The organism is Streptomyces sp. MZ04 (genome assembly GCF_004684775.1).
Taxonomy (GTDB): Bacteria; Actinomycetota; Actinomycetes; order Streptomycetales; family Streptomycetaceae; genus Streptomyces.
On the sequence record NZ_SRIC01000119.1, the window covers coordinates 1 to 23,194 of the forward strand.

The 23,194-nt window shown below is 71.1% G+C and carries 18 protein-coding genes; 7 read left to right on the forward strand and 11 right to left on the reverse strand.

Going from position 1 to position 23,194, the window contains the following annotated elements; all coding sequences use genetic code 11:
* Positions 1 to 963: DUF6777 domain-containing protein (locus E2651_RS23490; protein ID WP_135333186.1), on the reverse strand; the 963-nt coding region annotated here is incomplete at its 3' end.
* A 110-nt stretch (positions 964 to 1,073) separates the two neighbouring features.
* On the opposite strand from E2651_RS23490, the gene E2651_RS23495 reads away from it, so the two are divergent.
* Positions 1,074 to 2,501 (forward strand): lipase maturation factor family protein, encoded by a 1,428-nt coding sequence (locus tag E2651_RS23495; protein ID WP_135333187.1) that lies wholly within the window; start codon positions 1,074 to 1,076, stop codon positions 2,499 to 2,501.
* Here E2651_RS23495 and E2651_RS23500 read toward each other — a convergent pair.
* From E2651_RS23500 to E2651_RS23535, 8 genes are read right to left on the reverse strand one after another with little or no spacing between them, the layout of a single operon-like run.
* Complete coding sequence (locus E2651_RS23500; RefSeq protein ID WP_245239124.1) at positions 2,489 to 3,367, reverse strand: amidohydrolase family protein; 879 nt, start codon at positions 3,365 to 3,367, stop codon at positions 2,489 to 2,491. The genes E2651_RS23495 and E2651_RS23500 overlap by 13 nt on opposite strands.
* Positions 3,367 to 3,678, reverse strand: a complete 312-nt coding sequence (locus E2651_RS23505) for an L-rhamnose mutarotase (RefSeq protein WP_135333188.1) — start codon at positions 3,676 to 3,678, stop codon at positions 3,367 to 3,369. The genes E2651_RS23500 and E2651_RS23505 overlap by 1 nt, the downstream gene beginning before the upstream one ends.
* Positions 3,675 to 4,682, reverse strand: coding sequence for an aldo/keto reductase (locus E2651_RS23510; RefSeq protein WP_135333189.1), 1,008 nt, complete (start codon positions 4,680 to 4,682; stop codon positions 3,675 to 3,677). The genes E2651_RS23505 and E2651_RS23510 overlap by 4 nt, the downstream gene beginning before the upstream one ends.
* Positions 4,679 to 5,434, reverse strand: a complete 756-nt coding sequence (locus tag E2651_RS23515) for an SDR family oxidoreductase (RefSeq protein ID WP_135333190.1) — start codon at positions 5,432 to 5,434, stop codon at positions 4,679 to 4,681. The genes E2651_RS23510 and E2651_RS23515 overlap by 4 nt, the downstream gene beginning before the upstream one ends.
* Complete coding sequence (locus tag E2651_RS23520; protein ID WP_135333191.1) at positions 5,431 to 6,801, reverse strand: L-fuconate dehydratase; 1,371 nt, start codon at positions 6,799 to 6,801, stop codon at positions 5,431 to 5,433. Before E2651_RS23520 ends, E2651_RS23515 begins: the two co-directional genes overlap by 4 nt.
* A gap of 48 nt (positions 6,802 to 6,849) precedes the next feature.
* Positions 6,850 to 7,887 carry an ABC transporter permease gene (locus tag E2651_RS23525; protein WP_135333192.1) on the reverse strand — a complete coding sequence of 346 codons (1,038 nt, stop codon included), beginning with the start codon at positions 7,885 to 7,887 and terminating at the stop codon, positions 6,850 to 6,852.
* Positions 7,880 to 9,532, reverse strand: coding sequence for a sugar ABC transporter ATP-binding protein (locus E2651_RS23530; RefSeq protein ID WP_135333193.1), 1,653 nt, complete (start codon positions 9,530 to 9,532; stop codon positions 7,880 to 7,882). Before E2651_RS23530 ends, E2651_RS23525 begins: the two co-directional genes overlap by 8 nt.
* 8 nt (positions 9,533 to 9,540) lie before the next feature.
* The gene (locus E2651_RS23535; protein WP_135333194.1) at positions 9,541 to 10,626 is read right to left on the reverse strand and encodes a sugar ABC transporter substrate-binding protein; all 1,086 of its coding nucleotides are present in this window, start codon (positions 10,624 to 10,626) and stop codon (positions 9,541 to 9,543) included.
* A 190-nt stretch (positions 10,627 to 10,816) separates the two neighbouring features.
* On the opposite strand from E2651_RS23535, the gene E2651_RS23540 reads away from it, so the two are divergent.
* The 3 genes from E2651_RS23540 to E2651_RS23550 all read left to right on the forward strand — a co-directional run bounded on the left by E2651_RS23540 (position 10,817) and on the right by E2651_RS23550 (position 15,863).
* A complete protein-coding gene (locus E2651_RS23540; protein ID WP_135333195.1) occupies positions 10,817 to 11,518 on the forward strand; it encodes a FadR/GntR family transcriptional regulator in 702 nt (233 codons plus the stop codon).
* Between the two features lie 144 nt (positions 11,519 to 11,662).
* Positions 11,663 to 13,300, forward strand: coding sequence for a helix-turn-helix domain-containing protein (locus tag E2651_RS23545; RefSeq protein ID WP_167828875.1), 1,638 nt, complete (start codon positions 11,663 to 11,665; stop codon positions 13,298 to 13,300).
* Between the two features lie 100 nt (positions 13,301 to 13,400).
* Positions 13,401 to 15,863 (forward strand): SpoIIE family protein phosphatase, encoded by a 2,463-nt coding sequence (locus tag E2651_RS23550; protein ID WP_135333196.1) that lies wholly within the window; start codon positions 13,401 to 13,403, stop codon positions 15,861 to 15,863.
* Here E2651_RS23550 and E2651_RS23555 read toward each other — a convergent pair.
* Positions 15,820 to 17,334 (reverse strand): NAD(P)-binding protein, encoded by a 1,515-nt coding sequence (locus E2651_RS23555; RefSeq protein WP_245239126.1) that lies wholly within the window; start codon positions 17,332 to 17,334, stop codon positions 15,820 to 15,822. The genes E2651_RS23550 and E2651_RS23555 overlap by 44 nt on opposite strands.
* Before the next feature lie 486 nt (positions 17,335 to 17,820).
* Here E2651_RS23555 and E2651_RS23560 point away from each other — a divergent pair, with 486 nt between their 5' ends.
* From E2651_RS23560 to E2651_RS23570, 3 genes are all read left to right on the forward strand, one after another.
* A complete protein-coding gene (locus tag E2651_RS23560; RefSeq protein WP_135333198.1) occupies positions 17,821 to 19,284 on the forward strand; it encodes an amino acid permease in 1,464 nt (487 codons plus the stop codon).
* 47 nt (positions 19,285 to 19,331) lie between these two features.
* A complete protein-coding gene (locus E2651_RS23565; protein WP_135333199.1) occupies positions 19,332 to 19,556 on the forward strand; it encodes a hypothetical protein in 225 nt (74 codons plus the stop codon).
* Between the two features lie 77 nt (positions 19,557 to 19,633).
* Positions 19,634 to 20,047, forward strand: coding sequence for a hypothetical protein (locus tag E2651_RS23570; protein WP_245239128.1), 414 nt, complete (start codon positions 19,634 to 19,636; stop codon positions 20,045 to 20,047).
* Positions 20,048 to 20,129: 82 nt separating this feature from the next.
* On the opposite strand, the gene E2651_RS23575 is transcribed toward E2651_RS23570, so the two are convergent.
* Entirely contained in the window at positions 20,130 to 23,153 is a 3,024-nt protein-coding gene (locus E2651_RS23575) for a glycoside hydrolase family 38 C-terminal domain-containing protein (RefSeq protein ID WP_135333200.1), read from the reverse strand.
* Between the last annotated feature and the right edge of the window lie 41 nt (positions 23,154 to 23,194).

Consider the following 23,194-nt stretch of genomic DNA (forward strand, 5'->3'; position numbering starts at 1 on the left):
GGTGGTGCCCCGATCGGTGGGGGGCTTGCTGCTGTGCGATTCGGTCGGCGTGGGGGGCGACGTGCTCGGTGTGGGCGCGCTCGGTGTGGGCGTGCTCGGCGTCGGCGTGCTCGGCGTCGGCGTACTGGGTGTCGGCCTCGGGTGCGGCGGGGGCACCCGGTGGTCGTGGTCGCAGTGGCGATCGCCGGTCTTCCGCTCGATCCAGGTGTTGTTGACGATGTTCACGATGGTGATGTTCACGATGATCTTCGGTGCCGGTGTCACGACGATCACCTGCGTCGGGCGGTAGCCGGACCACGGCCGCCCCTGGTGGCTCGGGGTGCCCTGGAGCGCGACCGGCGGCTTCAGCGGGTTCCCGCAGGCGCACCGCATGCGCGGCAGTCCGCGGTCGTCGACGAGGACGGCGGTGCCCGTCTGCAGCACGGACTGGAAGCCGGCGGCCTGACCACTGCGGTAGCCGTGGTTCGTGACGCGGGTGTCGGCCCGCAGCACGACGGGCGTCAGGCCGCGCAGGAAGCCCGGGATGTCGGCCTGGGAGATGCCCGACGCCTCGGCGAAGGCGCGGGCCTTGCCTTGGTCGGCGGTGAGGAAGCGGACCTGGGCGTCGACGTCGCAGCTCCCCACGGAGTGCGTGCCGCCGTAGAGGCCCGGCGTACTGCCCGAGTAGGAGCGAGCGCCCTGGTGGGCCGTGGGCGACGACGTTCCGCTCGGTGCGGGCTGCGGCGAACGGGTGACGGGCGAGGGGGTCGCCGTGGACGTGGCGGTGGAGTCGGTGAAGGGGTCGGGACCCTCGGCGGCGGCGGGCTGCATGAACAGCTCGGGGCCGCCGTCGGTGGCGGTCTTGTCGCCCCCGCCGGAGCATCCCGCGACGGCGAGGGCCACGGATATCGCGAAGGCCGTCGCATAGGTCCGGTAGGTCCTGGTCGGCACCCGCACCCTGGTCTCCCGCCTGTTTTCCGGCACTTTCCACCCATTCTCTGAGGGCAGCGGGAGGTGCGCGCAAGCCGAGGTGCGGCGGCGGGTCCGCGCGGGCCGAGGGGTGGCCGACGCCGGTCCGGGCGCAAAATGGGCGTGTGCAGTGGTTCACGGCAGATCAGTACTGGCTCGCCCGACTCGTCTTCCAGCGGGCACTGGCCGCCGTCTACCTCGTCGCGTTCCTGAGCGCGGTGCTGCAGTTCCGCGCGCTGATCGGGGAGCGGGGGATGCTGCCGGTGCCGCGTTACGTGGAGCAGGTGCCGTTCCGCCGGGCGCCCAGCCTCTTCCAGCTGCACTACTCGGACCGCTTCTTCGCCCTGGTCTGCTGGGCGGGCTGCGGCTGCGCGGCGGCGCTGGTCGCGGGTGTCGACGGGCTGCTGCCGCTGTGGGGCGGGATGCTCCTGTGGGTCGTGCCCTGGGTGCTCTACCTGTCGATCGTGAACGTGGGGCAGACCTGGTACGCCTTCGGCTGGGAGTCACTGCTCCTGGAGGTGGGCTTCCTCGCCGTCTTCCTCGGCAACGACGAGACCGCTCCCCCGGTCCTCGTACTGTTCCTGCTGCGCTGGGTGCTGTTCCGCGTCGAGTTCGGGGCCGGGCTGATCAAGATGCGGGGCGACGCCTGCTGGCGCAAGCTCACCTGCCTGTACTTCCACCACGAGACACAGCCGATGCCGGGCCCGCTGAGCTGGTTCTTCCACCATCTGCCGAAGCCGGTCCACCGGATGGAGGTCGCGGCGAACCACTTCACCCAACTCGTCGTCCCCGTCCTCCTGTTCACGCCCCAGCCGATCGCGACGGCCGCGGCCTGCCTGATGATCGCCACCCAGCTGTGGCTGGTCCTGTCCGGGAACTTCAGCTGGCTGAACTGGATCACGATCGTGCTCGCCCTGTCGGTCCTGGACTTCGGGGGCGTGGGCGCACCGGCCGATCCGCCCGCCGCCCCGCTCTGGTACGAGGCGGTGGTCATCGCCGCGACTGCCCTGCTGTTCGGCCTGAGTTACCGTCCGGCGCGCAATCTGTTCTCGCGCCGTCAGATCATGAACTACGCCTTCGACCCGCTCCATCTCGTCAACGCCTACGGCGCGTTCGGCAGCATCAGCCGCGTCCGCATGGAGGTCGCCGTCGAAGGCACGGCGGACACGTCGCCCCGGCACGACTCGCTGTGGCTGGAGTACGAGTTCAAGGGCAAGCCGGGCGATGTGCGGCGCTGGCCACGCCAGTTCGCGCCCTATCATCTGCGGCTCGACTGGCTGATGTGGTTCGCCGCGCTCTCCCCCGCCTACGCCCGGCCGTGGTTCGGCCCGCTGGTGGAGCGGCTCCTGGACGGCGACCGGGACACGCTGCGGCTGCTGCGCCGCTCCCCGTTCCCGCCGGAGGCGCCGCCCGCGTACATCCGGGCACGTCTCTACCGCTACCGCTACACGACCTGGCGGGAGCTGCGCGAGACGGGCGCCTGCTGGGAGCGGACGTATGTGCGCGAGTTCATGCCGCCGACGCACTTCGGCTCGGCGGCTCAGAGACGGTAGACGCGGGTCGCGGTCCCGGCGAACACGGCGGCACGTTCCGCGTCGCTCAGTGATTCCGTCAACTGCCGTGCTGCGTCTGTGACTTCGCCGTACGAGGCGGCCAGAGTACAGACGGGCCAGTCGGAGCCGAACATCAGCCGGTCCGGGCCGAAGGCCTCGAGCACGGTGTCGGCGTACGGCCGCAGATCGTCGACCGTCCAGCTCTTGGGGTCCGCCTCGGTCACCAGACCGGAGAGTTTGCAGACGGTGTTGGGCAGCGCGGCGAGGGCGCGGACGTCGGCGGCCCAGGGTTCCAGGTCCCCGGAGGCGATCGGCGGCTTGCCCAAGTGGTCCAGCACGAAGGTGAGTCCGGGGTGCTCCCTGGCCGCCTCGACGCAGGCGGGCAGTTGATGGGGCAGCACCACGAGGTCGTAGGCGAGGCCTGTGTCGGCGACCGCCTCGAGACCGCGGCGTACGTCGGGCCGCAGCAGCCACCGCGGGTCGGGCTCCCCCTGGACCTGGTGCCTGATGCCCACCAGGTACTGCCTGCCGGGAAGCTCGCACAGCTCGGCGAGCGCGTCGGCGACATCGGGGCGGGTGAGGTCGGTCCAGCCCACGACACCCGCCACGAGCTCGGGGTCCGCCGCGGCAAGCGCGAGGAGCTCGGGGGTCTCGTCGGCGACGGTGACCGTCTGGACGAGGACGGTCGCCGCGACCTTGGCCGCGCGGGCCTCGGGCAGCAGATCGGCCGGCGCGAAGTCCCGGCGGATCGGGGCGAGCGCGTCGCCGGTGATCCACTCCTGGTCGCGTACGGAGAGGTCCCACACATGGTGGTGGGCGTCCACCATCCACGCCGCCGGTTCGGCCGTCCACTCCGGTTCGCTCATCACAGCTCCCATACGACGGGCAGCCCCGCCTCCGCGCCGTCGGCCGAGTAGTCGTGCACGACATCGAGCAGCTCGCCCATGCGCGCCTGCCAGGCGATGTTGACCGGCAGCCTCTCCAGTTCGGCGAGCATACGCGGGTAGTCCGCGCACTCCAGGACGTGGAAGAGATCGGTGCCGCTGCGCCAGATCGTCCAGGAGGTGGCGCCCGCCGCGCGGATGGCGGCGGTCAGCTCGTCCGGCACCTCGCGGTGGGCGGCGTCGTACTCGGCGACGCGGTCGGCGCGGACCTTGGTGTGCAGGGCGACTCTCATACGGGCTCCTCACTGGGGACGGGAACGTCGGCGGGCAGCAGTCCCTCGGCCCGTACTTCCCGCCAGAAGTCGTCGGGGACCTCCCGCGCGAACTGCTCGGCCGCGTCCCGGACTTCGTACGCCGAGCGGGTGCCGACGAGCACGCCGGCGACGGAGGGGTGGGCGAGCGGGAAGGCCAGGGCGGCGGCGCGCAGGGTGGTGCCGTGCCGTTCGGCGGTGGCCTTCAGCCGGCGGGCGCGGTCCAGGAGGTCGCGGGGTGCCGCCGTGTAGTCGTAGGTCGCACCGGGCCTGGGGTCGGCGAGCAGTCCGGAGTTGAAGACCCCGCCGATCACCACCGATGTGCCGTGCTTGTGTGCCGCCGGGAGCAGATCGGTGAGCGCGCTCTGGTCGAGGAGCGTATAGCGGCCCGCGCAGAGCACGGCGTCGATGTCCGTGTCGCGGAGGAAGCGGGTGAGCATCGCCGTCTGGTTCATGCCGGCGCCGATCGCACCGACGACGCCCTCCGCGCGCAGCCGCTCGAGGGCCGGATAACCCTCGCGGAGGGCCTGCTCGGCGTGGTCGTCCGGGTCGTGGAGGTAGACGATGTCGACGCGGTCGAGGCCGAGGCGGGCCAGGCTGTCCTCCAGGGAGCGGCGTACGCCGTCCGCGCTGAAGTCCCAGACGCGGCGATGGGTCGCGGGCACGGCGAAGCCGTGGGCGAGGTCGTCGCCGACCACCGGTCCTTCCACCGCTTCGAGTATCCGTCCCGCTTTGGTGGAGAGGGTGTACGCCTCACGGGGGCGCGCCCGCAGCGCCTCGCCGAGCCTGTGCTCGGAGAGACCGATGCCGTAGTGCGGGGCAGTGTCGAAGTAGCGGATGCCCGCGTCCCACGCCGCGTCGATCGCCGCGGCCGCCTCCTCGTCGGTGACCGGCGAGTAGAGGTTGCCGATGCCGGCGGCGCCGAAGGACAGCTCGGTCACCTCGACGCCGCCGGGTCCCAGGGTGCGCCGCGCTATGCCGCTCACCGGCCCGCCGGGCGCAGTCGCAGGCCCTGCATGCCGCCGTCCACGGCGAGCGCGGTGCCGGTGGTGGCGCCGGAGAGGGGGCTCGCCAAGTAGGCGATGGCGCCCGCGACTTCGTCCGCCGACACGAGGCGTCCTGTGGGCTGCCGGGCCTGGAGCGCGGCCCGCTCGGCGGCCGGGTCGGGCGCCGCGTCCAGGAGCCGGCCGACCCACGGGGTGTCGACGGTGCCGGGGTTGACGCAGTTGACGCGTACCCCTTCGCGTACGTGGTCGGCGGCCATCGCGAGGGTCAGCGAGAGCACCGCTCCCTTCGACGCCGAGTACAGGGCGCGCTGCGGAAGTCCTGCGGTGGCGGCGATGGAGCAGGTGTTGACGATCGCCGCGCTGCCGGAGTCCCTGAGGTGCGGCAGGGCGGCGCGGCTGGTGCGGACGATCCCGAGGACGTTGACGTCCAGGACGGTGTGCCACTGGGCGTCGTCGTTGTCCTCGACCGTCCCCTGGGCGCCGATCCCGGCGTTGTTGACCAGTACGTCGAGTCCGCCGAGGCCGGCCACGGCGGCGGCGACGGCTACGCGCAGCGACGCGTCGTCCGAGACGTCGGCGCGGTAGCCGGTGAGCGGCTTCTCCACGGCGCTCGGGTCGAGGTCGAGCACGGCCACCTGGGCGCCGCGCGCGGCGAGCAGTTCCGCGGTGGCCCGGCCGATGCCGGAGGCTCCGCCGGTGACGAGGGCCTTCAGCCCCTCGAAGTCAGTCATGCGGCTGCTCCTTTGCCTTGAGGGAGTGCGCCTTGGGCGAGGGTGCCTTGGGCCAGGTCGGCGGCCCAGAAGGCGCCGTCCGGATAGGTGAACTCCGCGAGCGACTCGGGCCGCATGGTCGCGGAGAAGCCCGGCGCGCTGGGAGCCGTGTAGTGCCCCTGGCGCATCACGACCGGGTCGGTGAAGTGTTCGTGGAGGTGGTCGACGTACTCGATGACGCGGTTCTCGGTGGTCCCCGAGAGCGCCACGAAGTCGAACATCGACAGGTGCTGGACGAGTTCGCACAGGCCCACGCCGCCCGCGTGCGGGCAGACCGGGACGCCGAACTTGGCGGCCAGCAGCAGGATCGCGAGGTTCTCGTTGACGCCGCCGACGCGGGCCGCGTCGATCTGCAGGACGTCGATGGCGCCCGCCTGGAGGAGCTGCTTGAAGACGATGCGGTTCTGTACGTGCTCGCCGGTGGCGACCTTGACGGGGGCGACGGCCTTGCGGATCGCGGCGTGGCCGAGGACGTCGTCGGGGCTGGTGGGCTCCTCGACCCAGTACGGCGCGAACTCGGCGAGGGCGCGCGTCCATTCGACGGCCTCGTCGACGTTCCAGCGCTGGTTGGCGTCGATCGCCATCCGGATGCCGGGCCCGATCGCCTCGCGCGCGGTGCGGCAGCGGCGTACGTCGTCCGCCAGGTCCGCGCCGACCTTCAGCTTGATCTGCGTGAAGCCGTCGGCCACGGCCTGGCGGGCGAGACGGGTCAGCTTCTCGTCGCTGTAGCCGAGCCAGCCGGGTGAGGTGGTGTAACCGGGGAAGCCGCGCTCCCGCAGCACGGCCTCCCGGTCGGCGGCACCGTGGCGGCCCGACTGGAGCAGATCCAGGGCCTCTTGGGGGGTGAGCGCGTCCGCGATGTAGCGGAAGTCGACCTGCGAGACGAGCCACTGCGGGTCGGCGTCGGCGAGGAACCGCCACAGCGGCTTGTGCGCGCGCTTGGCCGCCAGATCCCACAGCGCGTTGACGACGGCCCCGATGGCCATGTGCATCACGCCCTTCTCGGGGCCGAGCCAGCGCAGTTGGCTGTCCCCGATCAGGTCGCGGTTCAACGTCCCCGGATCGGCGCAGAGTTCCTCGACGGACCGGCCGAGCACGTGGTGGCGCAGCGATGCGATCGCGGCGACCTGGACGTCGTTCCCGCGTCCGATGGTGAAGGTGAAGCCGTGACCTTCGAGGCCGTCCGCCGCATCGGTGCGCAGCACCACATAGGCGGCGGAGTAGTCGGGGTCCGGGTTCATCGCGTCGGATCCGTCCAGTTCCCGTGAGGTCGGGAACCGGATGTCGAAGGTGTCAACCGCGGTGATGCGGGCGGGAGTCGGGGACACAGGAGGCCTTTCCGGAAAGGGGCAAGGAGGCGCTGAACCAGAACGGGGTCAGTCCTGTGCACGCCCCGTGGTGACGCGCGCGATCATCAGGGCGACCAGGATGATTCCGCCGTAGATGGCCTGGATCCAGAAGGACGGCACCTGGGCGAGGGTGAGCAGGTTCTGCACGACACCGAGCAGCAGTACGCCGGTGAGGGCGCCGAACATGGTGCCCTTGCCGCCATCCAGGCTGATGCCGCCGATGACCGCCGCCGCGAACACCGTGAAGATCATGTTCTGGCCCTGGTTGGCGTTGATCGCGCCGACGTACCCGGTCTGCATGAGCCCGCCGAGTGCGGCGAGCACACCGGCGACGACGAACACGCCGAGCATCACGCGCTCCACTCGGATACCGGCGGCGCGCGCCGCGTCCGCGTTGCCGCCGATCGCGTACAGCGCACGCCCCACACGGTGGTACTTGAGGACGAAGCCCGCGATGCCGAAAGCGGCGGCCGCGAGCCACACCGAGAGCGGGATGGTCAGGAAGGTGGAGGTGGCGAGGGTGTAGAAGGCGTCGGGCATGCCGAAGAGCGTCTTGCCCTCGGTGGCGCCGACGAGCAGTCCGCGCAGCACGATCAGCATGGCGAGGGTCACGATGAACGCGTTGAGCTTGAGCTTCACCACGAGGATGCCGTTGAAGGCGCCGATGACGGCGCCGACCACGAGGATCGCGAGCAGTGCCACCACGGCGGGCATCTGGGTGCCGAAGCCGGCCTGCGCGGCGGGCAGCACCAGGAGCGCGCCGACGGCGGGCGCGATGCCGACGACCGACTCCAGGGAGAGGTCGAACTTTCCGGTGATCAGGACGAGCGACTCGGCGAGCACGACCATCGCGAGGGCCGCGGAGGCGCCGAGGATGGAGATGAGGTTGCGCTCGGTGAGGAACGAGTCGTTCACCAGGGTGCCGAGGAGCATGAGGAGCAACAGGGCGGGAACCAGGGCTAGTTCCCTTGCCCTGCGGAGGGCGATGCTTTTCGCTGCGCGGGCTTGGGCGGGGGATTTTGCTGCCGGGGTGGCCTGCGCGGCCGGGGCCTTGGTGTCAGCCACGGTTGTCTCCTTGTTCTTTCGCTGCGGGCCAGTGGGGGTTGTTCGCGCAGTTCCCCGCGCCCCTGACGGGGCCCGTGTGGTCGGCGTCATCAGCACTCCACGCGCCCCTTACGGGGTCGGGATGTCCCACTCCCTCGATCGATGCGATCAAGTCGTGGTCGGTGAAACCCGCCACGTGCTCCGCGACGACCCTGCCGTGGAAGAGCACAAGCACCCGGTCGCAGCGGCGTAGGTCGTCGAGTTCGTCGGAGACGACCAGGACGGCCGTGCCGTCCTCTCGGGCGTTGTCCATGCGGGCGAGCAGGGACTCCTTGGATTTCACGTCGACACCGGCGGTGGGGTTGATGAGGACGAGCAGCCGTGGGTCGGAGGCGAGCGCGCGGGCCATGACGACCTTCTGGGCGTTGCCTCCCGAGAGGTCGGAGACTGGCTGGTCAGGGCCTTCGGCATGGATGTCGAGGCGGTCGATCAGCTCCTCGGCGAAGCCGCGCTTGCGCTCGGTGCCGACGAAGCCGTACTTCCCGAGCCGGTCGAGCACGGTCATCGTGGCGTTGTCGCCGATCGTCATCCCGAAGACCAGGCCCTGGCCGTGCCGGTCGCGCGGCACGCAGCCGACCCCGGCGCGCAGAGTGGCGGCCACATCGCCGAACGGCAGCTGTGTGCCGTCCAGTTGAGCCGTTCCGCCGGTCGGCGTGTGCAGTCCGGCGATGGTCTCCGCGAGGTTGATCTTGCCGCTGCCGCTGGATCCGGCGAGGCCGACGACCTCGCCCGCGCGGACGGTCAGGTCGATGTCCGCGTACGACTCGCTCGTGAGGCCCCTGACGTCGAGCAGCACCGGGGCGTCGGCCGGGACCTCGGTCCGGGCGACGGACTCCTCGGCCGCGGCCTGCTCCGTCAGGGCCTCGCCCGCCATCGCCTCCACCAGGGCGGCGCGCGGCAGTTCGGCCACCGGCGCGGTGGTGATCCAGCGGGCGTCGCGCAGAACGGTGACGGTCTGGCACACCTCGTACACCTCCTGGAGGTGGTGCGAGATGAAGAGGAAGGTGACGCCGGACTCCTGAAGCGCCCGCATGCGCGTGAAGAGCCGCTCGATCTCGCGGTTGTCGAGCTGCGCGGTCGGCTCGTCGAGGACGATGAAGCGGGCGCCGAAGCTCAACGCCCTGGCGATCTCCACCATTTGGCGGTCCTCGACCTTGAGGTCGGCGGTGCGTGTGTCCGGGTCGACGCGCACGTCCCAGGTGCCGAGGACCTGTGCCGCCTCGGCCCGCAGCCTGCGCCAGCTGATGAAGCCGCCGCGGCCTTCGGGCTGCCGGTTGATGAAGAGGTTCTCGGCGACGGTCAGATCGGGGACGACGGTCGGCTTCTGGTAGACGCAGGCCACCTTGCGGCGCCAGGCGTCGCGGTCGGCGAGCGCCGGCGCGGGCTCGCCGTCGAAGAGGACGGTGCCCGCGTCCGGGGCCTGGAGTCCGGTGAGGACGGTGACCAGGGTGGACTTGCCCGCGCCGTTGCGGCCGACGAGGGCGTGGGACTCACCGGGCAGGACGGTCAGCCGCCCGTCCCGCAGCGCGACGGTGGGCCCGTACCGTTTGACTATGCCGGTCGCCTCGACGAGCGCCGTCGGCCCTGTCGTGGGGGGCTTGCTCATCGGCGTACTCATGTGACCGTGTTGCCCCAGAGCGTGGAGTCGTCCACGTTCTCCTTGGTGACCAGCGGTGCGGGCAGCTGGTCCTCGAGGATGCCGCTGGGCAGCTTCACGATCGTGGAGTCGTGGTCGGTCGGCCCCGGCTTGAACTTCTTTCCGTTCATCGCGGCCTTGATGTAGTACATGCCGTACTTGGCGTAGGCGTCGGCGGGCTGCGAGACGGTCGCGTCGATCTGGCCCTTGCGGATGGCGTCGAACTCCTGCGGGATGCCGTCGTTGGAGATGACGGTGATGTGGCCCTTCTCCCCCGTCTTCTTGAGCATCTTCTTGGACTTGAGGGTCTGCAGGGTGGGCGCGAGATAGACGCCGCCCGCCTGCATGTAGATGCCCTTGATGTCGGGGTTGGAGTTGAGCAGCGTGTCCAGCTTGGAGGCGGCCGTGTCGGACTCCCACTTGGCGGGGATCTCCAGGACCTTCAGCTTGGGGAACTTCTTCTTCACGCAGGTGCGGAACGCCTCTGAGCGCTCACGGCCGTTGACGGAGGCGAGGTCTCCCATGATCTGGACGACCTTGCCGGTCTTGACCTGCTTGCCGAGGTAGTCGCAGGCCTTCTCGCCGTACGCGACGTTGTCGGCCCGCACCACCATCGCGACCTTGCCCTTCTCGGGGGCGACGTCGACGGCGACCACGGGCACGCCCTTGCGCTCGGCCTGGTCGAGGCCCGCGGAGATGGCGGCGCTGTCGAGCGGGGCGACGACGAGCCCCTTCACACCCTGGTTGAGCTGGTTGTTGATGTCGGTGATCTGCTGCGACGGGTCGCTGTTGGAGTTGACCGTCTTGTGCGCGTCGACATCCTCGGACTTCGCCATCTTCGGTACGTAGTCGTTGTACGACTGCCAGAACGGCGAGGTCAGCAGGGGCAGGATCACCCCGACCTCGCCCTCTCCGCCGCCTCCCCCGGCGCCGGGGGAGGCGGTGTCCTTCGTACTGCCGCACGCCGTGAGCACGAGGGACGCGCAGGCGGCCGCTGCGGCGATCCGCACCGCCCGCGAAGTCCCCACCCTGCTGGGCCTGTTGCGAACTGTTCTGCCGGCCATCTGTCGGCTCCTCATCGAGCGTGATCGGACGAAGTCCTTGCGAGTGCTGGCGACTGATGGGCGAATATTTATCAGACCACTTGGCGCTCACAACACCCCTCGTCGCCAACTTTCCCCGCTTTCAGACCGTAGTGGTCCGACCACATCTCTGGTTAGACTGCGGCGCACCCGGCCAGTGGAGGAGCGTTACGTGGACCAGACCGCCCCGCAGAAGGGCACCGTGACCGGTCGGGCCATCGAGCAGATCAAGGCCATGATCGGCGAGGGCAGGCTCGAGCCGGGTGAACGGCTGCCCACGGAACGGGACTTGGCGGCGCGGCTGGGTATCTCGCGCAGTTCCATGCGGGAGGCGATTCGCGCCCTCACCGTGATGGGGGTCCTGGAGGCCCGGCACGGGTCGGGCATCTACGTCACGCAGCTGGAGGCCGGGGACCTCCTGGAGACCTTCGGGGTGGTGGCCGATCTGTCGCGCGGACCCCGGCTCGTCGAACTCCTCGAAGTCCGCCGGGTCCTGGAGTCCACCGCGACGGCACTGGCCGCCGCGCGCATCTCGGCCGACCAACTGGCCGATGTGGAGAAGCACTTGGAGGCGATGAACGCCACGGACGACCCCGAGGAGATCCTCTCCCACGATCTGGCGTTCCACCGCACCATCGCCTTCGCGGCGGGCAACGACACGATGGCCGCCATCCTGGAGGGCCTCTCCTCACACACGTTCCGAGCGCGGGTGTGGCGCGGCTACCAGGAGGAGGGTGCGTTCGAGCGGACGCGTCGGGAGCACGCCCGGATCCACCGGGCGCTGGTGGCCCGCGACCCCGAGGCGGCACGGGCCGCCGCGGCGGCGCATGTGGGCGAGGTGGAGGAGTGGCTGCGGGCCCAGCTGGACGAGTAGCGGGATTCCCCCTGCCGGTCGAGACGTGATCGGATACTTGCCGTGACGTGATGTGCAAGTGCCCTCATCAGGTCATCCTCGCCATGAGGCCAGGCCATCCTCGCCACGAGGCCAGTCCACCCGACCCGAGCAGAGGCGCCCACGATGGAATCACCCGCCGCGGTACCCCCCACCGCCGGCCTCAGCCTGCGCCAGCTGCTGATGTCCCTGGGCGAGCCCCTGGTGGAGCTGCAGACCGCGCCCGCGGGCCTCGACGTCGAGATCCGCAGCGTGGCCCTGCTCGATCCCGAGGATCCTCCGGCCGCCCACCCCGGGGAGCTGGTGCTCGCCATCGGCGCCCGTGGCCGCGCCGCCTTCCCCGCGCTGCGGGCGGCCGGGCGCGACGGAGCCGCCGCCGTCGCCGTCAAGCTGGACGCTCCGGGACAGGCCGCCGCCCTCAGCGAGACCGCCGCCGAGGCGGGGGTCGCGCTTCTTTCCGTACGCGGCGAGGCGCGCTGGGACCAGGTGGACGCCATCGCCCGCGCGGCCCTCGACGACGCACCCGTGGACGGCTCCGGCGAATCGGCCGCGGAAGCCGCGGAGGGCGACCTCTTCTCGCTCGCCCAGACCACCGCCATGCTCACGGGCGGCATCGTCAGCATCGAGGACACGGCCAACCGGGTCCTCGCCTACTCCCGCTCCGCCGACCTCGACGAGGCCGACGACCTGCGGCGGCAGTCCATCCTGGGGTGGCAGGGACCGGAGGCGTATCTGGCGCGGCTGCGTGAATGGGGCGTGTTCCAGCGGCTTCGCACCTCCGACGAGGTGATCAATGTCGACAGCCACCCCGAGCTGGGGATCCGCCGCCGGCTCGCGATCGCCATCCGGTCGGGGGACCGGCAGCTGGGCACCATCTGGGTCCAGGAGGGCTCGACGCCGCTGACCGAGCGCTCGGACCAGGCGCTGCTCGGCGCGGCCCGGGTCGCCGCGCTCCACCTGGTGCGCCGCCGCCGGGAGCTCTCCGCGGACGTGACGCTCGCCCGCACCCTCGCGGCCGGACTCCTGGAGGGCAGCAGCGGCCCGCAGCCGCTGGCCAGCCACCTGGGCCTCGACGCCGCACGCCCGGCCGCGGTCCTCGGCTTCTCGTACGGGGCGACCGAAGCCACCGGACCCGAGCTGACCCGCGCCGAGGTCACCAACCTGATCTCGGTGCACACCGCCGCCCGGCACCGCGCCGCCCTGGTCACCGAGGGCGATCACCGCATCTACGTCCTGCTCCCGCAGCTACCGCGCAGCATCGACATCGGCACGCTGCGCGGCTGGGGGCAGGACATCGCCGACACCGCAAGCCGCCACCTGGGCCTGGCGCTGCGCGGATCGGTCGGCTGCGTCGTCCCGGCCCTCGGGAAGGTCCCGGAGTCGCGCCGGGAGGCGGACCGGATCCTCGACGCCATGGTGAACGCCGATGTCACCACCACGGTCGCCGCGCTGCCGGACATCCAGGCGGAGGTCCTGGTCAGCGAGATGCTGGCGCTGCTCGCCGACCGCCCCGACATGCGGGACCCCCGGCTGACCGCCGTGACCGCCCATGACAGCCGGCACCAGGGGCGCCTTGCCGAGTCGATCCTGGCGTACCTGAACGCCTTCGGCGATGTGCGGGCGGCCGCCGCCCAGCTGCATGTGCACCCCAACACCGTGCGCTACCGGATCGGCCGTGCCGAGCAGCTGACCGGCCTCGATCTGAGCCGTCCCGATCAGCGGCTGCTCGCGATGCTCCAGCTGAGGCTGCCGCCGACCTCCTGAGGCGAGTCGCACCGCGGTTGCCTGGTGACCGACACACCGCGGCTTCCGGGCGATTCTCACTAGAATGTGCACTATGCGCAGTTGAGATGACGGGCTGGCGATGATGACCTCGGACAATGCCCTGCCGGACGACTCGGACCGGGCATGCGACATCGCGAACGCCGCCATGGCCGAACTGGACGCGGCGGGAACCGTCATCGGGTGGACCAGGGCGGCGGAGCGGCTGCTCGGCCATCCGGCCGAAGAGGTCCTGAACCGACCGGCGGCGCGGCTGCTCGCGATCCCCGGGGACGAGGCGCGGGTGGCCGCCGTCGCCAAGTGGTGCCGCGCCGCGGACGGCTGGAGCGGGTCGGTCGCGGCGCGCCATCGCGACGGCCGGAGCGTGCAGCTGGCGGTGCAGGTGACGGCGCTCGTCGACGCGGCGGGACGGGAGCGCTGGTCCGTCCTCGCCCTCAAGGAATGGCGGGTGCCGGGCGGCGGCGTGAACCAGCTGATGCTGGAGCCGTTCCTCGCCCACGCACCCCTCGGCATGGCCGTACTGGACACCGATCTGCGCTACGTCTGGGTCAACGACGTACTAGAACGCCTGATCCCCCTGGAGCGTCGGCTCGGCCGGCAGGTGAGCGAGGTGCTGCCGAAGCTGGAGGCCGAGGCGTTCGACGCGAAGATGCGCCATGTCCTGGAGACCGGATCTCCGGTCATGGAGTACGAATTCCGCAGCCCCACGTACGCGGATCCCCACGAGGAGCGCGTCTACTCGGCCTCGTTCTTCGGCCTCGAGGACCCGCACGGCCGGCGCGTCGGCATCTGGTACATGGTCATCGACATCACCGAGCGCTGGCAGGCCCAGGGACGCCTCGCCCTGCTGAACAACGCCGGTGCCCGGATCGGCAGCACGCTGGATGTCACACGGACCGCGCAGGAACTGGCCGATGTCAGCGTGCCGCCGCTGGCCGACTTCGTCACCGTCGACCTGCTCGACTCGGTCATCAGGGGCCAGGAGCCGGTTCCCGGCCCGGTCGACGGCGTACCCGTCGTCCGCCGCTCGGGCCAGCAGTCGGTCCGCGACGGCTGCCCGGAATCCAGTCGGGCCGTGGGGGAAGCCGTCCCGCGCTCGCCCTCGTCGCCGCTCTCCCGCTGCCTCCTGGAGAGGCGGTCCCTGGTCGAAACGATCCTTGACGCGGCCACCAGCGGATGGGTCACCGACGACCCGGCGCGGGCCGCCGACATCCGCGACTTCGACTTCCGTTCGGTGCTCGTCGTGCCGCTCCTCGCGCGCGGTGCCACCCTGGGCGCTGCGACCTTCGTACGGTCCCGGCGGCTCGGCCCGTTCGAGGAGGGCGACATCCAGCTCGCCGAGGAACTCGTCGCCCGCGCCGCGGTGTGTGTCGACAACGCCCGCCGCTTCACCCGCGAGCGCACCGCGGCCCGCGTGATGCAGCGCAATCTGCTGCCGCACGACCTGGCCGGGGGATCCGCCGTCGACGTGGCCTCGTGGTACTTCCCCGCGGACGCCCCGAGCGGCGTCGGCGGGGACTGGTTCGACGTGATCCCGCTGTCCGGGGCCCGCGTCGCCCTGGTCGTCGGAGACGTCGTCGGACATGGCATCAACGCCGCGGCCACCATGGGACGCCTGCGCACAGCCGTGCAGACGCTGGCCAACCTGGATCTGCCGCCCGATGAACTCCTCGCCCGCCTCGACGACCTGGTCATCGGGCTGGTCGAGCAGCACGGCTCCGCCGAATCGGCGGGTGCGGGGAACGAGAGCGTGGCCGCCACCTTCACGGGGGCCACCTGTCTGTACGCCGTGTACGACCCGGTCAGCAGGCGCTGCACGATGGCCCGGGCCGGCCACCTGCCGCCCGCGATCGTCACCCCCGACGGCGCCGTCGACTTCCCCGACCTGCCCGCGGGACCGCCGCTCGGCCTCGGGGCGCTGCCCTTCGAACCCGTCGAGCTCGAGCTGGCCGAGGGCAGCCTGCTCGCCCTCTACACCAATGGCCTGATCGAGGCCTGCGACCGGGACATCGACGTCGGCCTCTCCCGGCTGAGCAACGCCCTGGCGGTGACCGGGCCGAAGCTGGAGGAGATCGGCGGCAACGTGGTCAAGGCGCTGCTCACCGGGCCGCCGTCCGACGACGCCGCCCTGCTGCTGGCCCGGACCCGCTCCCTGGGCGCCCACCAGGTCGCCTCCTGGGACCTGCCGTCCGACCCGGCCGTGGTCGCCGACGCCCGCACCCTCGCAGGACGCCAGCTGACGGAGTGGGGCCTGGAGGATCTGCTCTTCACCACCGAGCTGATCGTCAGCGAACTGGTCACCAACGCCATCCGGCACGCCGCCGGACCGATCACGCTGCGGCTGATCCGGCAGGCCGCGCTGATCTGCGAGGTCTCCGACGCCGGCAGCTCCGCACCGCGCCTGCGGCACGCCCGCACCACCGACGAGGGCGGCCGTGGGCTGTTCATCGTCGCGCAGCTCACCCGGCGGTGGGGCACCCGCTACACGGCGACCGGCAAGATCATCTGGACCGAGCAGACGGTTCCACCGGACGACGCGATGTGAGCTCGCCGCACAGCACGGCCCGCCCGCAGTCGTCCCCGGCCGGGACCGGCCAGGCGACGAGGCCGCGACCGGGCAGGTCGACAAGGTCGCAGTCGGCGTCGGCTATGACGCGGCGGGGCATGGCGCCGGTCAGGTGAGCGGTCACGTACGCCGCGCTGGTCCTGGTGATGTCCCGGGTCAGACCGAGGGGAAGCAGCGAGCGGGTCTCGGCGATCGCCTCGTCCTCGCCCGCCCTGAGCACCACCCGGACATCGGGCGCCACGCCATGGGCGGCGACCGCGACGGCGATGTTGTCGAGATCCTCGGAGCCGACCGCGGCGAGCGCGTGGGCGCGCCCCAGACCGAGCCGTGCGAGCACCACACGATCCTCGCCGTGCGCGAGCACTACGGGGATGCCCATCGACCGTGCGAGGCGGAGATTCGGGGCGGCGGGCGCACGCTCGACCCCGACCACCGGCACCCCCAGCTGACGCAGCGTCTGGCACAGCCGCAGGCCGACCTGGCCGAGGCCCACCACGATGACGTGCCCGGCACGGGGCAGCACCCGCGGCCCCAGGACCCCGACCAGGCGCGGCCCGAAGAGCCGGTCGACGATTCCCGCGGTCAGCAGGGCGGTGAAGCCCACCGTGATCAGCATCGCCGCCCCGGAGACCCACTCGTAGCCGGGATGGCCGTCGTGCGGGGCGGCCGGGCCCACGCCGGCGACGACCCGGGCGGCTTCCAGGAAGGCGGTGCTGGCCGGCCTGTGGAAGACGGCGACCAGCCACAGCCAGTCAAGCGTCAGGACCGTCGCGATGCCGAGCAGACCGATGAGCAGCAGCCGGGCGTCCGCGTCGTGGGGCTGCAGCTGCCCGCGCAGCCGCCCGGACAGGGCTCGCCGCCGCGCCGCGGGAGAGGCCCGCCAGGGCGTCTCGGCCAGCCGTCCCTCGCGTCGGCGGACCGCCACCGCACCGTCCCCGTCGTCCCATACGGCCAGTACGTCGCGGGCCTCGGGGTCGACGCACAGGCCTGCCAGGGTCGGCGCGAGGAGATCGGCGGGCGAGACCGGCTCGCAGCGCCGCAGCAGCGCCTTGAGCTGCTGCGCCACGGTCCGGTCGAAGACCGTGACGAGGATCCGGACGGTGCCGCTGACGTGCCGTACCGCCAGCGCGTAGCGGAGCGCGGAGAGGTCGTCGCCCACGAGTACGGCCACGTGGGCCGGCTGCGCGGCGAGCGCCTGCCGGAGCTCCTGGTCGTCCGGTGCGGCGAGGTGGTCCACCGGGTGCCCGCGCTCCCACAGGGCCGCGCAGACGCGGCGGGCCAGCGGGGTCGCCCCGATCACCACGATGCCGTGGGCTGTTCCGTCCGCCGATCCGTCCGCTGATCCGTCCGCCGATCCGTCCGCTGATCCGTCCGCTGATCCGTCCGCTGATCCGTCCGGCGTTCCATCCGCCGTTCCGTCCGGCTGACCCGGCATGTCGTCCCCGTGCATGGGGCTCCCTTGATCGACGCGTTCGGGGGGTGGGCTTTCGGGGGGTGTGGTCTGGAGCCACTCACGCTAGGCCGGGTCCCGGACCTTGCCCTTGTTCAGCAGGCCAAGGAATGCCCCGCACTCCTGTCCGGCCGACCAGCTGTCGTCCCGAATGGGGCCGCGTACGGGGGGCCCATGGTCCCCGCGCGTCCCGGATTCGGCATTGGCCGACCGGCCAGCGATCGAGGGGGACTTTGTGACTCCTCACAAATAATCCGCCCACCCCCTCCGCATACGCTGTCGCAAATCCATTCCGGCAGTGACGCGGCTCACCTCTCACAAGGAGGCGGCGCGAAACGCGGAAGCGCGGCAGCCCTCACGTCCCCATCCCCCTGCCCCGCGCCGTCCCGGAACACGGAGAGCGCGGCCCGCTCCCGCCTTGCCACCAAGGCGATCCAGCACGCAGTCACCCCTCGCACGACCCGTCCCAACTCACTGGATGTCGAGATGACTTCACTTCCCCCTGCCCCCGCGTCCTCTCCTCCCGCTCCCCCCGGCGACCACCAGGCTCCGCACGATTCGGAGCTGCGGTCCGGCCTCAAGAACCGCCATCTGTCCATGATCGCCATCGGCGGTGTCATCGGAGCGGGCCTGTTCGTGGGCTCCGCCTCCGGCATCGCCGCCGCCGGTCCCGGCATCCTGCTGTCGTACGCGCTGGTCGGCACCCTGGTCGTCTTGGTGATGCGGATGCTCGGCGAGATGGCCGCCGCCGACCCGTCCTCGGGGTCCTTCTCGGCGTACGCGGACCGGGCGCTCGGCCGCTGGGCCGGTTTCTCCATCGGCTGGCTCTACTGGTTCTTCTGGGTCGTGGTGCTCGCGGTGGAGGCCACCGCAGGTGCCGTCATCCTCAACGGCTGGATACCCGCCGTACCGCAGTGGGGTTGGGCGCTCATCGTGATGACCGTCCTCACCGCCACCAACCTCGCCTCGGTCGCTTCCTTCGGCGAGTTCGAGTTCTGGTTCGCGGGCATCAAGGTCGTCGCCATCGCCGCCTTCATCGGCATCGGCGTCCTGGCGATCTTCGGTGTGCTGCCCAGTTCGGACAACGCCGCCACCGGCTTCGGCAACCTCACCTCGCACGGCGGATTCCTGCCTCATGGCCCCAGCGCCATCCTCACGGGCGTACTGATGGTCGTCTTCTCCTTCATGGGCTCCGAGATCGTCACCCTCGCCGCCGGTGAGTCCAAGGACCCGCAGCGAGCCGTCGCCAAGGCCACCAAGAGCGTCATCTGGCGGGTCGGCGTCTTCTACCTGGGCTCGATCCTCGTCGTGGTCTCCCTTCTCCCCTGGAACGACCCCTCGATCGAGAAGAAGGGCTCGTACGTCGCGGCCCTCGACTCGATCGGCATTCCGCACGCCGGTCAGGTCATGAACGTCATCGTCCTGACGGCGGTGCTCTCCTGCCTGAACTCCGGTCTCTACACCGCATCGCGCATGGCCTTCTCCCTCAGCCGGCGCGGCGACGCCCCGAAGGCCTTCGCGCGGACGAACCGGGCGGGCGTCCCGCAGGCCGCGATCCTGGCCTCCGTGGTCTTCGGCTTCGTCGCGGTCGGCTTCAACTACGTGTGGCCGGACACGGTGTTCCAGTTCCTTCTGAACTCCTCCGGCGCGGTCGCGCTCTTCGTCTGGCTGGTGATCTGTTTCTCGCAGCTGCGGATGCGCGGCATCATCCTCCGCGAGAACCCGGAGAAGCTCATCGTCCGGATGTGGCTCTTCCCGTACCTCACCTGGGTCACCATCGCGATGATCTCGTTCGTCCTCGTCTACATGCTCACCGACGACAGCCCGGGCGGCGGTCGTATCCAGGTGCTGCTGTCCGTGCTCCTCGCGGCACTGGTGGTCGCCGTCTCGCTGGTCCGCGAGCGGCTCGGCCGGGACAAGGCCGGGGCGGACGCGCTCACGCCTCGATAGTCGGGCGACGCGCGTCAGAACGGGCCGGGATGGAGGATCATGGGTGTATGTCAGGACATGCACCCGTGATCGTCCACCCGCCGTCGCCGGACGGTGGCCGACGGGTCACGATCCGCGGCAAAGACGTGGGAACGGCCTTCTACCTGTTCGACGTGCTGGAATTCCTGCGCCGAGCAGGCCTGCCCGAGGCGGACACGGCGATCGACGACCCAGAGCTCATCGAGTGGCGCGGGGCCGGGCCGCAGGCCTGGGGACCGGAGAAGAGCCCGTAACGGCTTCTCGGAACCCGCGTAACTGATGATCTTGCCCGGCGTTGGTCTGCCGGGGCCCGGCGATTCCGTCGCGGGCCATGACGAAGGATGAGGGTCTTTTCGCCATGCACGACATCACCAAGAAGGTCGCCGCGGGGATCGGCGCGGTGGCCGCCGCACTCGGCTGCGTCATCGCCGCGGGACCGTCGGCGGTCGCCGACGGCAAGTGGTGCAACAACTCGGTCTGCATCGAGACGTACGACTCGGGGACCTATCTGGGCCGGGTCGAGGTGTCGGTCGTCAACACCAACCAGCCGAACCGCATCAGCGCACGCGTGTGGACCACCAACGGCTGGAGCGCCCACACCAAGGTGGAGGACGTCGCCGCGTTCCGGACCTACCGGGACCAGGCCTACCCCCAGCGCCACTTCCCGGCCGGCACCCGGCTCTGCGCGGAGGGCTTCCGGGGCGGCGCGAGCGTGGGCCTGCCCTGCGTGACCATCACCGGCTGACCTCGCCGGCCGAGGGCGGAACGCCGGAGGGACTGTCTGCACAGCCCCTCCGGCGGTCTTCAGGAGCGGGATCGCGCCTGGATCACGCCCTGGTCAGCCGCAGCGTCACCAGCTCGAACGGCCGCAGCCGCACCGCGATGCGATCCCCCACGCGCTCCGGGGACGGGGCGTCGGCCAGCGGACGCTCCAGCAGGTCCGTCACCGTCACCGAGCCGATCCCGAAGCCCGCCGTCAGCGTGGCCCGCGCCCGGCCACCCCGCGACTCGTGGAAGCGGACCACGACATCGCCGCTGCCGTCGTCGGCGAGCTTGACCGCGGTGACGACGACCGCGTCGTTGTCCACGGCCACCAGCGGGGCCACCTCCGCGCCACCGGCGATCCGGCGCTCCGGCAGGTTGATCCGGTACCCCTCCCGCACCGCGTCGCCGATCCCGGCCCCCGGGACGAGCGCGTGCCGGAAGCGGTGCACGCCCTGGTCCGTCTCGGGGTCGGGGAAACGGGGGGCGCGAAGGAGCGAGACACGCACGGTCGTGGTCGTCCCCGCGTCCGGCTCCCGGACCGTGCGGGTCACGTCATGTCCGTACGTCGAGTCGTTGACCAGCGCGACACCCCAGCCCGGCTCCTCCATGTGCACGAAACGGTGGTTGCACGCCTCGAACTTGGCGGCCTCCCAGCTCGTGTTGGTGTGCGTGGCCCGATAGAAGTGGCCGAACTGCGTCTCCGACGCGTACCGCTCGGCGTGGATGTCCAGCGGGAACGCCAGCTTCAGGAACTTCTCCGTCTCGTGCCAGTCGACCTCGGTGTCGATGTCCAGACGGGTGGCACCGGGAGCGAGGGACAGAACCTGCGTGAGCCGTGAGCCGCCGAAAGCACGCACGACACGGACCGACCCTCCGTCCTCGCCCGGCACGACCTCGTCCGCCTCGGTGAGATCGGTGACGGTGTTGCGGTAGAACTCGTCGACGTCCCACGCGTCCCACATGTTCGGGAAGTCGGCGTGGAGCTGCGGCAGGTTCGCCACCTGGCCGGGTGCGACGGCCTCCCGGTCGGCGGCGATGTCGTACACCGAGACGATGAGACCGCGGCCGTCGATCTCGACCCGCAGCAGACCGTTGTCCAGGACATAGCCGCCGTCCGCCCGCGAGGCGATCGCCGACTGCCCGTCGACGACGGCGGGCCGCGCGCCGCCCGCGGGGACGCCGTCGCGGGTGTGCGGGGTGGAGTTGAAGACGAGGGTTCCCGTGCCGCCGTCCCCCGCCAGCGCGCGCTGGGCCGCGCCGATGATGCCGTTCAGCTCGTCGGCGACCGCCGCGTACGTGGCCCGCGCCTCCCGGTGCACCCAGGCGATGGAGGAGCCGGGCAGGATGTCATGGAACTGATGCAGCAGGACGGTCTTCCAGATCCGGTCCAACTCCTCGTAGGGATACGTGAATTCGGTGTTCCGAACGGCTGCGGTCGCGGCCCACAGCTCCGCCTCCCGCAGCAGATGCTCGCTGCGGCGGTTGCCCTGCTTGGTGCCGGCCTGGCTGGTGAGGGTGGCGCGGTGCAGTTCGAGGTACAACTCACCGACCCAGACGGGCGCGTTCGGGTACTCGGCCTCCGCCTTCTCGAAGAACTTCTCCGGCGTCTCCCACACCACCGTCGCCGAGCCTTCGAGGTCCCGCAGGCGCGCGGCCTTCGCGATCATCTCGCGCGTGGTGCCGCCGCCTCCGTCACCCCAGCCGGTGGGCGCGAGCGAGTGCCGGGCGACGCCCTTGTCCTTGAAGTTCTTCGCCGCGTGGGCGATCTCGCTGCCCTTCATGGAGCAGTTGTACGTATCGACGGGCGGGAAGTGGGTGAAGATCCGGGTCCCGTCGATGCCCTCCCAGTTGAAGGTGTGGTGCGGGAAGCGGTTGGTCTGCGACCAGGAGATCTTCTGGGTGAGCAGCCACTTGGACCCGGCCGCCTTGATGATCTGTGGCAGTCCGGCCGCGAAGCCGAAGGTGTCGGGCAGCCAGGCCTCGTCGTTCTCGATGCCGAACTCGTCGAGGAAGAACCGCTTGCCGTGCACGAACTGACGGGCCATCGCCTCCGAGCCCGGCATGTTCGTGTCCGACTCGACCCACATGCCGCCGGCCGGCACGAACCGCCCGTCGGCGACGGCCTTCTTGACCTTCGCCCACACCTCGGGCCGGTGCTCCTTCACCCACGCCCACTGCTGTGCCTGCGACATGGCGAAGACGAAGTCCGGCTCGTCCTCGATGAGCGCGGTCATGTTGGAGGTCGTACGGGCGACCTTCCGCACCGTCTCGCGCAGCGGCCACAGCCACGCGGAGTCGATGTGCGCGTGGCCGACGGCGCTGATGCGGTGCGCGGAGGGCTCGGCTGGGGTGGCGAGAACGCCTTCGAGTTCGGCGCGGGCGGCGGGTGCGCTGCCGTTGACGTCCTGGAGGTCGACGGCGTCGAGGGCGCGGCCGATGGCGCGCACGATCGCGTAACGGCGCGCGGAGTCCTCGGGGAGCTCCCGCATCAGCTCGCCGAGCACTTCGAGGTCGATGACGAGCTGCCACACCGCCTCGTCGAAGACGGCGAGGTCCATGCGGGCGAGCGTGTACTGGGGCTCGCTTCCGGCCGTCTCCTTGTCGCCGAGCTGGGTGGGCAGGAAGGGGTGGTAGTCGAGGATGACGGGGTTGGATGCGGCCTCGATGTGCAGGTGTACGTCCTCGCCGCCGGTCGCCGGGGCGGCGATCCTGACCCACTGGTTGCGGGGGTTGAGGCCCTTCACCGGGGTGCCGTCGGGGCGGTAGACGAGGCCTTCGCACTGGAAGCCGGGCATGTTCTCGTCGAAGCCGAGGTCGAGGACGGCCTCGACGGTCTTCCCGGCCCATTCGTCGGGGACGGTGCCGGTGACCCGGAACCAGCTGGTGGCCCAGGGGGCGCCCCAGCGGGCGCCGACGGCGGTCGGTTCGGGGGTGGCGGCGAGGCCTTCGGCGACGGTGACGGGTTCGCCGGGGGCGGTCCAGACGGCTACGTCCAGGGGGACGGATTCCGGGTAGACGGCGGGGCGGATGCGTTCATCGAGGACGCGCTTGAGGCGGGCTTCGATGAGGGTGCGGTCGTCGTGCATGGGGTCTCCCGGGGTGGGGTGTGTTGGGTGCGGGTGCGGGG

Coding starts and splice junctions, on each gene's coding strand:
- E2651_RS23500 (WP_245239124.1), bottom strand. CDS start 3,367: ATGAGCGAACCGGAGTGGACGGCCGAACCGGCGGCGTGGATGGTGGAC.
- E2651_RS23505 (WP_135333188.1), bottom strand. CDS start 3,678: ATGAGAGTCGCCCTGCACACCAAGGTCCGCGCCGACCGCGTCGCCGAG.
- E2651_RS23515 (WP_135333190.1), bottom strand. CDS start 5,434: ATGACTGACTTCGAGGGGCTGAAGGCCCTCGTCACCGGCGGAGCCTCC.
- E2651_RS23530 (WP_135333193.1), bottom strand. CDS start 9,532: ATGAGCAAGCCCCCCACGACAGGGCCGACGGCGCTCGTCGAGGCGACC.
- E2651_RS23535 (WP_135333194.1), bottom strand. CDS start 10,626: ATGGCCGGCAGAACAGTTCGCAACAGGCCCAGCAGGGTGGGGACTTCG.
- E2651_RS23545 (WP_167828875.1), top strand. CDS start 11,663: ATGGAATCACCCGCCGCGGTACCCCCCACCGCCGGCCTCAGCCTGCGC.
- E2651_RS23550 (WP_135333196.1), top strand. CDS start 13,401: ATGATGACCTCGGACAATGCCCTGCCGGACGACTCGGACCGGGCATGC.
- E2651_RS23555 (WP_245239126.1), bottom strand. CDS start 17,334: ATGCACGGGGACGACATGCCGGGTCAGCCGGACGGAACGGCGGATGGA.
- E2651_RS23560 (WP_135333198.1), top strand. CDS start 17,821: ATGACTTCACTTCCCCCTGCCCCCGCGTCCTCTCCTCCCGCTCCCCCC.
- E2651_RS23565 (WP_135333199.1), top strand. CDS start 19,332: ATGTCAGGACATGCACCCGTGATCGTCCACCCGCCGTCGCCGGACGGT.
- E2651_RS23570 (WP_245239128.1), top strand. CDS start 19,634: ATGACGAAGGATGAGGGTCTTTTCGCCATGCACGACATCACCAAGAAG.
- E2651_RS23575 (WP_135333200.1), bottom strand. CDS start 23,153: ATGCACGACGACCGCACCCTCATCGAAGCCCGCCTCAAGCGCGTCCTC.